Raw genomic sequence first — 15,610 nt, forward strand, 5'->3', positions numbered from 1 at the left:
CGGCATCCCCGTTCACTCTTAGCGTTCCCGGCACATATTCCAACCCTTCTGGGATCACATCGGAGATGACTAGATTTTCAACTTGACTGTCTTCAATCGTATTTCGTGCCTCAATCGTATACAGAAGTGTATCGCCTACTTCTGGATGATCGTCATCGGTATTTCCGTCTGCTTTCTCAAGAAGCGTGGCCGTTTTGTCCGATTCGAGTACTGGATCTCTGTACTCAACTGGTGTCTCGACTTCGTTAGAATCGGTCGTTTCATCTTCACCCGTTAGTAAGTTTTTATAATCAACGGTGGCTTGGTTTACAATCAACTCACCAATATGACTCGATAATGCGGTCACTTTAAATTGTACAGTGATTCCATCAGATAAATCCGTCGTATTTGGTAAATCCCCAAGTTGGATAATCACTTTTTCACCGTCAAAATATCCAGCATCTCCATCATCTGCATCGGTTAAATTGCCCGCGTTTGGTCCATTGAGAATTCGCATTGAATTTGGTGAATACTCTGAACCTTCTGGGATCGCATCTTCAAAGACGACGTCCGCCGCGATGTCCCCACCTTCGTTTTTAATCGTTACTTCGTAGGTCAATTCGTCTCCGGCAACTACTTCTCCCTCAGGAGAAACCGATTTTTCTGCCACGACGCACGGCTCTGTTCCTAGAAAAATGTCGTCTAAGAAGTTTCCAGCACCTAATACTCCATTTGCAGTGCTAACCGCTTCAAATCCAAATCTTGTCTCAGTTTGTCCAGCTGGGACAGTATAGGTACCTGTATACGTTGCCCAAGCTGTATTTCCTGTCGACATTTGGGTTTGCACGATCGTATCATAAGGATTGTCAGTCGCTGGACCAAAGCGAACTTGCATCGTGTCTACCCCTTGACGCCCCATATGAGATAAACGCCAGTAAATCGTTTGACCAGGGGTGGTCTCGACATCTTGATACAGCATGCCATGCTCATAGGCATTTAATTCTGCATAACGGTTGCCATCAGGTGGCGCAGGAAAGTTCCTGACTCCGGCCGGATAGTTTTGCGCATAATCCCAGATTTCAATAATTTTCACACCTTGGCTATCATCTGTCGTCAACCATCCAGGTACTTCTTCCTCTAAAAACGCCCATGAGCCGTTATAAGATCCTCTTGCAGGACCTCCCTCAAAACTTCCATTGATCAAGGCAACAGGCCTTGCGCAAGCATCAATGACTGGCCTTTCAATAATAGTATTTGTCACTTCGTTTGATTCAGTCGTTTGCGCTTCATCTGTTTGTAAGTTTCTATAATGAACGTCGGCTTTATTAACGACTGTTTCGCCCATATGGCTTGTTAACGCAATGACTCTAAATTGTACGGTAATGCCATCAGGTAATTCGGTCGTATTTTGTAAATTGCCAAGCTCGATAATGACCTTTTCGCCGTCGAAGTGACCCGCATCGTCATCGTCCTCATCGGTTAGGTCACCGGCGTTAGGGCCTGTTACGATCCTCATCGATCCTGGAACATATTCGGTACCCTCTGGAATCGCGTCTTCAAAGACCGTATTAGCCGCAATGTGTTCCCCTACATTTGTAATCGTGACGTTGTATGTGAGGACATCGCCGTCAAATACTTCATGCTCCGGAGACACTGATTTCTCGGCTTGTATCACAGGGCCATCCCGCGGATACACCTCGACGGTCTCGCTAGGTTCCTCCGGTTCATCGACATTGTCACCTACAACCGAGGCTGTATTATCAATGTCTCTTCCTGCTTGTCCCGGCAAGATGATCACGTCAAATTCAAGCGTATGCCATTCTGTATCTGCTATATCGCCAAAGTGTCCGACCACGTCACCGTTCACATAATGACCTTTGTCATTATCTTCTTCATCGGTGACAGCTTGTCCATCCACTTTTAATGTCCCTTGTACATATTCCAATCCTTCTGGAATCGTGTCAGAAATGACAAGGTTTTGGAATAAGCTATTTTCTATTGTGTTCCGTGCTTGAATCGTATAACGTAACATGTCCCCCACTTCTGGGTTCTCATCGTCGGAGTTTCCTTCTCCTTTTTCCACCAACTCCACTGACTTCTCAGCTTCTACCACAGGAGGCAGCGGATCGAATCTTGGATAGACTCGTGAGGCTAAATCGAAAGATGGAAAAAATCTCCCATCGCCAGCTATCGTGGCTGACCCAAGAAAAGTTGTTTGCAAAGTTTCTGGATCTATTGAAAAATAGTCAGCACTTTGGCTACCCTGGGCACCAAGCCCACTAGACAATAAGATTTGACCATTCGGTAAAAAGCTAAGACCTCTCACCCCTCCTTGCAAGACTACACCGTCTCCACTCGTAATCGGGACCTGACGTAAAACCTCACCTGTTTGTGCATCCATCTGAATGATGGAACCAGCTGTATTATTCGAAAACCAAATATATCCATCTTCATCGATAATCAGGTCTCCTCCAACATCATTGTTATCATAACCATTGATGGGAATTGCTTCTTTCTCTCCTGTCACTAGATGGTAAGAGCCAAGAAGAAGCACCCCATTTTCTATATAGGTATGATAGTAGCGTGTCCCATCTTCTGAAATGATCGCATTAGCAGCCGTACCATCTAGATCTCCAACATACTCGGCTGCTCCACCTGGTGTAATTCGATACAATCTATGTGGGATTTCATCTCCAGGGAAGCCACCATATGCATAAAAGGCATTTTCAGTCGGGTGAACAGCTAAGCCATTATTCATGTTTACTCCACTAGGGAGCCCCGTAATAAACACGATCGCCTTCGGATCTGGATCAAAGTTCCCTCCATCAAATTGACGAATTTGAGGGGTAGTTCTATCCGTATTATTTGAAATGCCATACGAATCTACATCGTTGATTTCTAAGACATTATTGGTTTCAACATTGTTTATGCCAATAACGGCCTCTTCACTTTCAGACTCCTCATCCGAATGATCAACTAGTATGACTACAGCAGAGGTTGTTTCTAAAAGAGTATCGTCATTAATCAAAATATGGGCAATATTATCAATTTCCTCTCCAGCTGTAGCACCCTCTGTTGCTTGTGTTGTGATCTGCAATGTCACTTCCTTACCCGCAAGCTCCTCAAGCTGTTCTCTCGTCCATTCAAGGGAAACATTTTGTTCATCTACCGTTACTTGATAAGTATCGGCCACTTCTCCATTGATGTAGGTAGATGTTTCCTGAATGGCTAATCGGGTATCTATTGCGTCTGAGATGATCAGAGATTCATAGCTTGATACATCCACAGGCAATTCAAATGAGATATTATAGGAATAGTCTTGTCCAATTAGCACCTCTTTACTTTCTTCACCATCGACATCTTTTGATACAACTAGGTCTTCTATGCCTGTACCTGTATCTTCTGCTACTGCGATCAAAGGAATGGTCGCTAAAGCCTCACTACAAATGATGAGCACTGTCATCAATAAAATAAAGGAGCTTTGTAGAGTCGATTTCATTTTCCTATTTATGAATCGTTTAGATGTAGTTCTCAATCTTACCCCTCCTAACATCATTTATCTTTTGAATAGTAAAAATTAAGGTTAATCGTGAATTGTCGAAATGACTATCCTCCTTTCTCTGATAGGAACGTAAGTACCTTCATGTAAAATACCACCCCCTTTCAATAGAATTTCAAGACATAGACTTACCTCATCGAAACATTTAACCGTACTTAAGTTACCTTTGTGATAAGCAGTTTTATCCACTTTGAGTTAGTGCTTTTAATATGGATTGAACCTACTATTAAATCTACTATTAATTATTGTTTTTACTAATTATCTACTTTATCGGATAAATGTGTTTAGCATTCCATAGTTCTTAATGGCTGATTTTTTTTGACAAAATTCGAATAAATTCACAGTTCTAATTAACCACTTTTTAAATAAACCACTAAAAAATAACTATAGAACTTTTTTGACTGACAGGAAATAATTACTATATTTTGGCACTTCGGGGTACGGGAGGTGAATCTTTTCTAGCTGGTTTTTCCAACGAGTTTGAAAAATAAAAGTTCACTCGTTCAATACTAATTCTATCGATTGATTTGAATTAATTGTAATTTTTTGTTTATAATTGTAAATGTTGATTATCAAGTTTTCTTATATGAAATGATTTATTATTTAACTAAATTCAATTTATTTTGGAGGCTTTATAAATGTTTGGTAGATTCAATCCAGATCTATCTAAACGGTGACAAAGGTGACAAATTAGTAATGGTGAAGAATACGAAACGAGGGTGTGAATTTTCTGCGGGACACAGAGAAGAATAGAAATGTTTTATTGAAGCAGCTAGAAGAGAAGCTTTTGACGAAGTTGGTGCAATGTTAAATTAGGTTAATGCGTTTTACCTAATGGGCACGTTATGATTATTACACTTACTGAAAGTTTTATATTACGAGTGGGTTTCTCGTTCAAACGAGCAACGAGTGAAGCCTTTGCTAATCAAATCAAAGCCACTGAGAAATTTAATTTGTGTATTTTCAGTGCCTCCTTTCATCCCGCGGGAGTCTACGTATATTTCATCCGCTATGTTCCCTAGATGTTCGGATTTTCAGCTAGACACTTTCACAATGTCTAGCCTCATTTTTGGGGATTTTATTCTGATTGACGATCTTTCATTGCTTCTACTAATTGATGATCTGCCTTATTAATTAACTCATCGGCCATTTCTAAAAATGCGTGATCTACCCCTGTTTTGTGTGTAACCGCATTACGCAATTGCGTCTTTGCTATTGAGATGGCTTCAGTTGCTGACTGGAGCTGTTCCTCATCCATAGATCTAGTTGCTTGCCCTACCATATGCTCTGCTGATAATATTGCCATTTCCACTTGCTTAATGTCATTATACTCTTGATCAGAAGCCATAAAGCATCCTCCTTTCATTCAATGTTAGAATACCCAATTTTAAAAAGTACATTCACATTTCCACACATGAAGTTAATCATAATTGTATTATGTTAACTTAAAGCGTAATAAAAACAATAGCCTATAGCAGCTACTGTTTTTACCAATTATCCTTATGATTTTGGGGGTCTTGGTCCAAAAAATTGATAATAATCAACTTTCAAATTTCCATTGTATAGTTTACGTTTTTTTGATGCTTGCTTGCCAAATAATGTTTCAAAGCCTTCATGAGAGGTTAGCATGTAAATGGACCACGTTTCTAACCGATTACATACATTCCCCATATCTTTGTACATTTGCTCGACCTCTGGACGTTCCATTAGACGTTCTCCATATGGTGGATTTCCGATCATCACCCCATATTCCCTTGAGTGTGTGAAGTCCTTAATTTGCATTTGCTTAAATGAAATAAGGTCTGAAAAACCAGCTTCCATCGCATTGCCTTTCGATAATTCAACACTTCGATGATCGATATCGCTACCTAAAATATCAAGAGGTTGATCATAATTAGCGACATCTTCCACTTCTTGTCTGGCAGCATCCCATGTTTTCTTCCCGATCCAGTGCCAATCTTCAGATACAAATTCACGATTAAACCCTGGAGCAATATTTTGACCGATCATAGCTGCTTCAATCGGGATCGTTCCTGAACCGCAAAATGGATCAACAAGTGGAAGTTCTGGTTTCCATGTTGTTAGCATAATCATAGCAGCCGCTAACGTTTCTTTTAACGGAGCTTCATTATGTAAATAACGATAACCGCGTTTATGTAATCCAGTCCCAGAAGTATCAATGGATAGTGTCGCTACATCTTTGTGAAGTGCTACTTCTATTCGATAAAAAGGGCCGTTCTCATCAAACCAACCTCGCTTATAACGCGTCTTCATTGATTCAACAACTGCTTTTTTTACAATCGCCTGACAATCTGAAACACTAAAGAGCTTTGATTTAACAGACTTCCCAATAACGGGAAACTCTCCATGTACAGGAATAAGGTCAGCCCATGGTAATGCTTTTGTTTTTTCGAAAAGCTCATCAAACGAGAATGCCTTGAATTGACCAACCTGTAGCTTGATACGATCTGCTGTTCGTAACCATAAATTGGCTCGAGGAATAGCTGATACATCAGCTGTAAATGTTACTTTTCCATTCTCTACTTGTACATCTTCATATCCTAAACTACGAACTTCCCTTGCAACTAAAGCCTCTAGACCCATTGTTGCAGTTGCAATTAGTGTCACTTTTTTCATAATTAGCTCCTTTATCAATCATTCGGTTAATACCTATTATTTCCACTATCTATGATTATAAAAAAAGCCCCATAAAGGGGTTTTCTTTCATCTTATAAGCATTCGATAAGCCATGTTCTGTTCCATTGTACTACAAACGGTGATGAACCTCGTACTCCGGTGGCAATCATCTATCTACAAGGGATTCCCTTGTTCTCCTCATTCGTTCATTTCCGGTTGAGAAGATGCCCCTACCAATTTTGGGTTTCTCGCTCGAGGGGTTTACCGCGTTCCACTCCACCTGTTTCCAGCTGGACTACGTCACTGTGGCACTTTCAAAGGGCTCACACCATATCATATGACTTAGGTGCTTCCCTTGCCGTTAGTCTTATAAAGACTACCCTAGCTTATGACTTCGCTAGGCACGAACACTACGAGCATCGCAGCTCGTGCGAGCATGGACTTTCCTCTACATATAAATATGCAGCGATTACCTGAATGCTTATACATTGTCTTAAGCGACAATCTTCATTATATCGTGAAAGTGTTAAGGAAGCAATAGGTAATTATTTCCTTCCTTTTATGATCGCTTGTCTTGCTAATTGATCTGCTTGTTGATTTTGTCGACTTGGTATCCATTTTAGAAAAAATAGATCAAAATGACGATCAATAAGCTCAAGAGCCTCTTTTACATACGGTTGGTATAGAGGGTTTTTCACGTGTTGTTTTTCAATCGCATCATCAACCAACTTAGAGTCCGTCCGAAAAGAAACTGTTTTGATTTTTTGTTCACAGCATAAATGAAGGGCAATTATCAATGCTTCAAATTCAGCTTCGTGGTTCGTTAATTCACCTAAAAATGTAGAATGGTGTTCAACTTTTCCGTTTTTATAATTGATATATATACCTGCCCCAGATGGACCGGGATTACCAGCACTCGCACCGTCAATGTAGACTTCAATCATTTTGCTCGATTTAAAAGTCTATAATTTATTGCCAAAGACGGCTTTTTCTAAATTAGACAAACGTTGTAGGATATCGTAGTTGGTACTCCCAACCGGCTGAGCTGGTGCTTGCTTTTGCCGTTCGGTTGCTTTTTTCAAATCACGCTTCAAATGAACATTTTCTTCTTCAAGCTCTTTAATTTTTCTGCTGAAAACCTCGTAATCTTGTATGATCGCATCCAAAAATTTATCAACCTCATCGGCATTGTAGCCTCTCATGCTTGTCTTAAAATCTTTTTCCAAAATTTCCTTCGTTGTAAACTTTAACTCTTGATTCATCGTCTTCACCCCATCATTATCAATGTTCATATCTCGTTATATATGTATGGTCGATCTGTCTCATTATTCACAAAATCATTTGAATACTTATTGGTGTTTATCACATAAACTACTTTTTATTTTTTCAAAAATTCGATCTCTTGTCAATTTTCAAATGGTTCATCATGATCATATGAATGTAGAAATTGCTCTTCTTGAATGAGTTCGTTCATATCCATCGCTGTTATTTGTATTAATTCTACATCACCACGGTCAGTCATTTTCTTTGCCAAGTCGAACATGAACCTGGGGGAACCAGGATTTTCTTCGTCATAAAACAATATCAATCCGTCAGCTTTAGATAAAATAAATTCATTCTTTTGTTTAAGTTGTACAGGGCTGGCATAAGGCCTCTTAGAAATACTATCATTGAAATCGGCTCGGTCCAAGATGGATTGATAATATTGTTGAGTTTCTTCCTTCCAGCGACTTTCTTGTTCTAAATAAGGTGTTAGTACCGCTAATCTTAAGTCTTTGTATTCTTGTTTCAATGAAAAGACGACTTCAGCGCTCCAAAGCTCAACACCTAATTGGCCACTAATGATCACCCATTCTAAACCCTGATCACATAATGGTTTAAGCCTGTTTTCGATTGCTTTTTTGATGTATGTAATCGCTTCATGGTTAGAATCAAAAATACCTAGCTCATGAGCTTTATATCCTGAAATTGCCACAACCTTCATTGTTCATTCACACCTTTATAAAGGAAAAGCGAACTGGCAGTGATCAGTTCGCTTTTCTGTTAACTTAACGTCTGCAGCCGCATCCCTTTGGTCCAAAGCCCGCAGGCCCCATGCCCATCGGTCCAGATTGAGCGCCTGCAACTTGCCCCATTCCTGGTCCGTATCCTGGTCCCATGCCCATCGGTCCTGTTTGAGCGCCTGCAACTTGCCCGAATCCTGGTCCGTATCCTGGTCCTGTTTGAGCACCTGCAACAAATTGCTGATTTGCGATTGACTCACTTTGAGAATAAGTGTGAGGGAAGCTCTTAACATGCTTATATACATGGTTTACCTGCTGATGCGTATGAGTTGGATATATTTCAGGGACAATATATTCACACGTCTTTTTCACGATATTATGCTGCGTAGGTGCAACTTGTGCTGGCATCACCTGAGTTGTGGTTGGAAGCTTGCAAACATGTGGTCTAGGCTTACAATACATAGGTAAATTCCTCCTTTATTAGTTGAGTCAATATTAACCTATGTGAAAACTTGACGATTGTCCTAGTCAGCTACCTATTTAATGAGCCTAAAAATATTTAAATAGGCATTCTATTCTTTATAAGAGTGATAACGCCGCTTCTCTAATATCTGACATAATTAAAAAGGTTAATCCAATCATAATGAAAAATAAAATTAACAATGCACGATGCAATGTGCCCTCACCTTCTCCTACCTAAACGTCTCTAACGATTTTTATTTTAATAGGTTCGAAGAAAAATGACAAATCCTTTTTCGGTTTTACAAAGACTTACCAAAATTTCACGTGTTGTTTGACAAAAATTGTTGATTTATCACATTACTTGCGCTTGCCCCGGAAATAGTTTGATCAACGCCTTATTTTTTTCGTAAGCCGCTTCATTCTCTTTCGCACATCTTCTGTAGGTGATTGGGTATTGACTTGATTACAATAATAAAGAGCTTGTTCAAAATCATTGAATTGATGCTCTAATAGTTTAGCAGCTTCTATAGCGGCGACGCAAAAGTTGGGTTGTGAAGGTGCGCATTTTTTAAAGTAACAGAGTGCTTCTTCGTGGCGCTTTTGCTTTTTTAATAATAGGCCGTATGAAAAGTAGCAATTATGCTTCGTGTCATCGTCTAGTTTGTCATCCATCTTTAATAGCATCTCGTACAATTGGATTGCTTGATTCACTTCACCTAATGAGTCAAACCAACGTGCTATTTCAAATGTTTCTTTGTAAGTAGCCCATTTTTCAGGTTGAATAATTTTTTGCGATAGGTGGATATACAAGCTTAATAAGGATAGAACATCCCACTCATGATGCAAAAAAACAGAACGTACATACGCAGGATTAGGATCTTGTAAAAAATCAAAATATAACATCGGAACGAGATAGCTAGGAGTGTCAGCCTGTCGATAAAAGTGTAGCTCCTCCTCTTCCACTATTTTTAGCTTACACGAGGGCAACACATTCTTCCATAGCCTGCGAGATGCATGCAGCAGATCGAAATGTCCAAATGACGGAAGCTTTGGCACCTGATTGCGGACGAATGTGTGCCTCGTTTTAACTTGTGGCCAATCAAATGCTTTACCATTATATGTGACGAGATATTTGTCATCACCAATATCTGTTAAAAATGCATGATAAAGAGCTACTTCAGACTCAGGCCCAGGTAAAAAATATTGTTTAACAATAATAGACTCATGATCAAATTGACAAAAGCCTAGTAAAAAGATCGTATTCCCAGCACCTCCACTAAGACCAGTCGTTTCTGTATCAAAAAAAAGAAGCTGGTTCTCTTTTACCCCTTTCGTAGTAAGTGGATGTGTCACCTGTTGTGTCTCCCATAATAATAAAACGTCTTGTAGTTGCTCGAATAGATAATGTCCATGTTTTTTTGTTAAAGGGTAAATCTTTTCGCGAATGAGAATATACTGTCCGTCAAACCAATAAGGGTACACGTCAAGCTCAGACCATTCTGATTCATAAGGAATGGTCTCTGTTTTCGTTTGTTCGACCTGAACAAGTTTCTTTTGAGTCGGTTCACCTTGAAAGCCCATGTGTCCTTTAAGACGATTTAATTTTGCTTTCATCACTAAGAGCTCTCCCTTAACAATAAATCAATAAAATGTATAACGATCGATTTCACCTGCTCATCGTCTGTTGTTCCAATACAAGAAGGGCAGCCAGTACGACAAGTACAACGGTGAATAGCATTAGATATATGATTCAAGATCGTATGTAAGTTAGTAAAGACGTCCTTGGCTAAACCGATTCCCCCCGGGTATCGATCATAAACAAAAATCGTCGGACAATGATTATGATCAGCCTTGATTTGTGGGATGACGTGTAAATCATGCTGATCACACATAACAAATACGGGAGCTACATGTTGAATGAGTTGAGCTAAGCCGGTTAGAACGGCATCTAGTCGTTGTTCTGAATAATGCTGGAACAATTGCTCTTGAAATTGAATCCACATCGCATTTGTGTGTAATTCTTCTTCAGGGAGATGGATCGTTCCAGAACCAATCGTTTCAAATGTTGTTAGTTTAATCTTTTTGAAAATCGTTGCCTTTGCATTGACCATGACATCACCAAAATACATAAAGGTATTAGATCCAACCTTTTTTTCATCCTCTTCTAATACGCGTAATTGAACAGCTAAATGAGCATCTGTAAAGTAGTCAACAGCTACCTGTGTAACAAATGCCTTCTTCTCCTCCCAATCGAGCTTTTCAACTTGAAATTGAACGCCTTCATGCAAATAAATGGCTTCGTCATGCAATAAAGTCATTGCGCTAAATCGATCCATTTCACCGATGACTTTCTCTGAACCTATTTTGGTTTGGTCAATGATAATGACATTTTCTTGAGAGGCAGATCGTAAGCTAATTCCGTGTGCCGGAAAGGCATCGGACATCCAATACCACTTATTGACTCGGTGGTGAAGCACATGCTCCTCTGCTAAAAAATCAAGGATGTCTTCTATATCCTTCCTATCAAATAGCTCACCACGTTGAAAAGGTAGCTCATAAGCAGCACACTTTAAATGATCGACTAAGATAATTAAATTGTCAGGGTTAATCCGAGCTGATTCAGGACTTCGTTCAAAGAAATAACGTGGATTTGAAATCATATATTGGTCAAGTGGTGACGAGCTAGCAACCATAATGATGACTGATTCATTTTGACGTCTACCGGCTCGACCTGCCTGTTGCCAAGAGCTAGCAATTGAACCAGGATACCCTGTCATAATACAAACTTGCAGTTGGCCAATATCAACGCCTAACTCAAGAGCATTTGTACTTACTACCCCCTTTATAGAGCCTTCGCGTAAACCTTTTTCGATTTCACGTCTTTGTTTCGGTAAGTAACCGCCACGATAGCCTCTTATCGATTGGTTGCCAAGCTTATTTTTTGTTAACTCCTTTAGATGACTTAAAATAATTTCAACTCGAACTCGACTACGAGCAAATACAATCGTTTGAATATCATGGTTTAGAAAGAGCTTAGCGAGTTGATTCACTTCAACTGTTGCGCTTTTACGAATGTTTAATGGTTCGTTTATAAGTGGCGGGTTATAGAAAATAAAGTGCTTCTTTCCTCTTGGTGCTCCATTATTATTAATAAGTTTAACATGTTCCCCAATCAAACCTTCTGCTAATTCTTTTGGGTTAGCAATTGTAGCCGAAGTGCAAATAAATATTGGATTACTTCCGTAGTAATGAGCAATTCGTTTTAATCGTCTAATCACATTTGCAACATGACTCCCAAAAACACCACGGTATGTATGAAGTTCATCAATAACGATATACTTTAGCTTTTCAAAAAAAGAAACCCACTTCGTGTGGTGAGGCAAAATGGCAGCATGTAACATATCAGGATTTGTAATGACGACATGTCCAGCCTTACGGACAGCCTGCCTAATAGTCGGTGGTGTATCTCCGTCGTACGTATAGCTTTTTATTGGGATTTGCATTTCTGAGATCAATTCATTCATTTCACTCATTTGATCTTGAGCTAATGCTTTCGTAGGGAAAAGATATAATGCTCGACTTTCATCATTTTTCGTTATTTCTTGTAGCACGGGTAAATTGTAACATAGCGTTTTACCTGAAGCAGTTGGTGTAACAGCTACAACGTGCTTCTTTTCTTGAGTTGCACGATACGCTTCGTATTGATGAGTATATAAAGTGTTCATCCCTCTATTATGCAAAGCAGTGACAAGGCGTGAATCAAGTTCGGTAGGAAATGGAACTGTTTTCGCTTCTACTGCTTCGATTTCATGCCAATGAACAATTTGCTGTTTATAGTTTTCTTGCGTTTGAAATTCTTCAAGTAGTTGCTGTAAACTTTTTTTAAACATTTCTCTTCCACCTCGTTTCAATTATTCATTATAGCGAATGTTTGTTTGTATGAAAAGAGAGATTCGAAGAAATGGTTATTTATGACGTATCGTGTGCAGATGTTAAAATGGTTTGAGGAGCATTTTTGAAAGAGTGTTCTTTCATTCAATTCCAATGACATATAAGGTGATGAGGGCTCCAAAAATCAACTAATTTCTGAGTGTGTAAAAAAACAGTGAAGAAAGAGAAGTCCACCAAAAAAGTTTGGTTTTTAACCTTTTTGGTGGATTTAAAGTAATGAGCGAAAACATTTCCTGTATTAAGCGAGCAACGAGTGCGGTCATTGCTAGTTAAATAAAGGAATGAAAAAGTCGGTTTGTCCTTTTTCAGTGGCATCTGTTTTTTAACTTCTTCGGTATTCATTAAGAGCCCTTCTTCGCTGTGTAAAACGAATCTATACTATTTTATCCTTCTAAATCACGTGAACGATATTGGGTGAAGCCAACGGTTGTCAACACAATGGCGATAAGACAAAGAATTAACGTCACTGCCCAGTTCATATCTTCAACAGGTAAATTTGGGACAGCACCAAATGGTGAGAGTGAGTTAAGCCAAGTTGGAAATTGTAACAAATCTCCTAAATAGACGACGAAAAAAGAATAGCCTAAATAACACCAAATCATTGAAGACATTTTCGGTATAACTCCGATGAAGAAAATGGATATAGCTACCATAACTAGAATGGCGGGCATATACACAAAAATAGCTGGCAATAGTATTCCTAATCTAAGTGGCTCTTCCATGACAAAGTATTGCGCTAACCATAGTCCAACGCAAGCTAATAACAACATGACGATACTACAAATAACCGATAGAATCGTATACGATGCAATCATGTTTATTCTAGAAATAGGATAAGCAAATAACCCCTCTGTCATATTCCTCTTTTCTTCTCCACGTAGCTTTAATATGATCATTAAAGCAGGAACGGTTGCGATCATCGACATTACGGTCATAAGCATCGTAATAAATTGTTCTGTTAAACTGATATCGGAAGCCGTTAACATTTCCGCGAACATTTCATTGCTAGCTATAAACGACTCTAAGTCTCCAAAAATAGAGCCATATGATAGACCGATAACGAACATTCCAATTGCCCATATGATGATACTCGTTCTTTGTAAACGAAATGAAAGAGCTAACGGATTTCTCAAGTACGAATTGGCATGAGCGCTCCCTTTCCTAGTAGGTAAAAATCCAGAACCAAGGTCACGGATGAAGTTAAGATAAAGTGAAAGTATAATTAAAAAGAGAGAAACGATGAATAAAAGTAAAACGGGCCACCAATAATTATTTACGTATACTTCCGTACGTAAAATCCAATTAAGTGGTGAAAGCCAAGATAGCCACTCTATGCTAACATCTCCAATTGCCCGAATTATATAAAGGAAAAACAAAGTGGCAAAAGATAATCCGATTGTTCCACGTGTACTTTCAGTTATTTGAGCAAACACACTTGTAAGGGCGACAAAAAAGATTCCTACTACTCCTAACGAAACCCCATACAGTAAGGATCCAGTCCAATTTATATGATCTATTTGTAATGCTGTAAGCCCAATAGCCATAAGGATCGCTAACAAAAAATGCACAAATATATAAATGGTCAAAGTAGCACCAGTGATCGATAATCGCCCAATTGGTAATGCTCGTAACAACTCCATTCGCCCTTCCTCTTCATCTGAGCGTGTGTGACGCGCAACGAGTAAAATGCTCATAATCGCTACAATTACTGCTGAAAATAAAAGCATTTGATGTGCGAGCATGGCACCTTCAGTATAATCATCTAGTCCGTAACCCGGACCAACCATAGCTGTCATTGCTGGGTTGCGCATCGTTTCAGCGATAGCTTGTCGTTCTTCTTCCGTTTGATATAATCCTGAAAAGCTAGACGCAGTTAAAACCGTAAAAATCGTAATGGCAAACAACCAAATCGGTATTCGAAATCGATCTCGTTTTACCATAAATCGAATAAAATCACTCATGTGATGAAAAGTAGCTTTCATCGTGACTCGACTCCTTCCACACCAACCTCATAATGACGCATAAATAAATCTTCGAGCGTCGGTGCTGTGCTCTCTAACTTTTTAATCCCATAACGACTAAGGTAAGACATCACCTCATCAAGCTTCTCAGCATCCACTTGAAAAGATAGCCCAGCCTCTTTTTGTTTTAATTCATATATACCTTCAAATTGATCCATTTGTTCAATTGGTTTCTTTGTTTCGATATACAGCTGGGTCCGAGTTAAATGTCGCATCTCTTGAAGAATCCCCGTTTCAATCATTTGCCCTTGACGAATAATCCCAACCTTATCACATAATCGTTCAACCTCAGATAGAATATGGCTTGAAAGTAATACACTCTTTCCATCACGTTTGGCTTCCAGTACACATTCTTGGAACACTCTCTCCATTAATGGATCTAATCCAGAAGTTGGTTCATCAAGGATAAACAAGTCAGCATTTGATGCAAATGCAGCTACAAGAGCTACTTTTTGACGATTTCCCTTTGAATAAGCTCGACATTTTTTTGTAGGATCTAGCTGAAACCTTTCAATCAATTGCTCTCTTTTCTGCGAGTGAGCATTTCCATGTAATCTCATAAAAAAATCAATGACTTCCCCACCTGTTAAATTGGGCCAAAGATTTACATCTCCAGGTACATAGGCAAGCCTTTTATGAATGTCGACTGCGTCTTTCCAGGCATCCATTCCAAACAGCTGAGCTTTTCCTGACGAGGCTTTGATCATCCCAAGTAAAATGCGAATGGTCGTCGATTTACCAGCACCATTCGGACCGATAAATCCGTATATTTCCCCTTTCTTAAGCTCAAGGCTAACTCTATTTAATGCTTGAAAGGAACCAAATTGTTTCGTTAAATGACTTGCTTTTAGAACAGACATTGTCTTACCCCTTTCAAAATAATTATGAAATATTTTAACTTATATATTTCATATTATACAAAAAATATGTTTTTGACAAGAGATTTTGAACGGAATTATTTGTTTTATTTCATATTTTTGATTAAACTTAATGAGAGG

At 39.1% G+C, this 15,610-nt stretch carries 12 protein-coding genes and 1 other RNA gene; all 13 read right to left on the reverse strand.

Annotated features, from left to right (window positions below; all coding sequences use genetic code 11):
* Window positions 1-3,514: isopeptide-forming domain-containing fimbrial protein (locus tag MW695_RS11635; protein WP_247105493.1), on the reverse strand; the 3,514-nt coding region annotated here is incomplete at its 3' end.
* Between the two features lie 1,102 nt (window positions 3,515-4,616).
* Window positions 4,617-4,886 carry a DUF2564 family protein gene (locus tag MW695_RS11640; protein WP_247105494.1) on the reverse strand — a complete coding sequence of 90 codons (270 nt, stop codon included), beginning with the start codon at window positions 4,884-4,886 and terminating at the stop codon, window positions 4,617-4,619.
* A gap of 152 nt (window positions 4,887-5,038) precedes the next feature.
* Window positions 5,039-6,175 (reverse strand): THUMP domain-containing class I SAM-dependent RNA methyltransferase, encoded by a 1,137-nt coding sequence (locus MW695_RS11645; RefSeq protein ID WP_247105495.1) that lies wholly within the window; start codon window positions 6,173-6,175, stop codon window positions 5,039-5,041.
* 101 nt (window positions 6,176-6,276) lie between these two features.
* Window positions 6,277-6,656: RNase P RNA component class B (rnpB, locus tag MW695_RS11650), an RNA gene on the reverse strand.
* A 64-nt stretch (window positions 6,657-6,720) separates the two neighbouring features.
* Complete coding sequence (locus tag MW695_RS11655) at window positions 6,721-7,119, reverse strand: reverse transcriptase-like protein (RefSeq protein WP_247105496.1); 399 nt, start codon at window positions 7,117-7,119, stop codon at window positions 6,721-6,723.
* A gap of 18 nt (window positions 7,120-7,137) precedes the next feature.
* On the reverse strand, window positions 7,138-7,437 hold the full coding sequence (gpsB, locus tag MW695_RS11660; RefSeq protein WP_247105497.1) for a cell division regulator GpsB: 300 nt from the start codon (window positions 7,435-7,437) through the stop codon (window positions 7,138-7,140).
* A 143-nt stretch (window positions 7,438-7,580) separates the two neighbouring features.
* Window positions 7,581-8,159: an SLOG family protein gene (locus MW695_RS11665; protein WP_247105499.1), complete on the reverse strand. Its 579-nt coding sequence runs from the start codon at window positions 8,157-8,159 to the stop codon at window positions 7,581-7,583.
* A 64-nt stretch (window positions 8,160-8,223) separates the two neighbouring features.
* Window positions 8,224-8,640, reverse strand: coding sequence for a spore coat protein (locus MW695_RS11670; RefSeq protein WP_247105501.1), 417 nt, complete (start codon window positions 8,638-8,640; stop codon window positions 8,224-8,226).
* Window positions 8,641-9,027: 387 nt separating this feature from the next.
* Window positions 9,028-10,254: a ribonuclease H-like domain-containing protein gene (locus MW695_RS11675; RefSeq protein WP_247105502.1), complete on the reverse strand. Its 1,227-nt coding sequence runs from the start codon at window positions 10,252-10,254 to the stop codon at window positions 9,028-9,030.
* A gap of 2 nt (window positions 10,255-10,256) precedes the next feature.
* Window positions 10,257-12,530 carry a DEAD/DEAH box helicase gene (locus MW695_RS11680; protein WP_247105503.1) on the reverse strand — a complete coding sequence of 758 codons (2,274 nt, stop codon included), beginning with the start codon at window positions 12,528-12,530 and terminating at the stop codon, window positions 10,257-10,259.
* 145 nt (window positions 12,531-12,675) lie between these two features.
* The gene (locus MW695_RS11685) at window positions 12,676-12,933 is read right to left on the reverse strand and encodes a hypothetical protein (RefSeq protein WP_247105504.1); all 258 of its coding nucleotides are present in this window, start codon (window positions 12,931-12,933) and stop codon (window positions 12,676-12,678) included.
* A gap of 41 nt (window positions 12,934-12,974) precedes the next feature.
* Complete coding sequence (locus MW695_RS11690; RefSeq protein ID WP_247105505.1) at window positions 12,975-14,573, reverse strand: ABC transporter permease; 1,599 nt, start codon at window positions 14,571-14,573, stop codon at window positions 12,975-12,977.
* Complete coding sequence (locus MW695_RS11695) at window positions 14,570-15,472, reverse strand: ABC transporter ATP-binding protein (RefSeq protein ID WP_247105506.1); 903 nt, start codon at window positions 15,470-15,472, stop codon at window positions 14,570-14,572. Before MW695_RS11695 ends, MW695_RS11690 begins: the two co-directional genes overlap by 4 nt.
* Window positions 15,473-15,610 lie beyond the last annotated feature (138 nt).

Origin of the sequence: Halalkalibacter sp. APA_J-10(15) (assembly GCF_023017105.1) — a bacterium.
GTDB lineage: Bacteria > Bacillota > Bacilli > Bacillales > Bacillaceae_D > Halalkalibacter.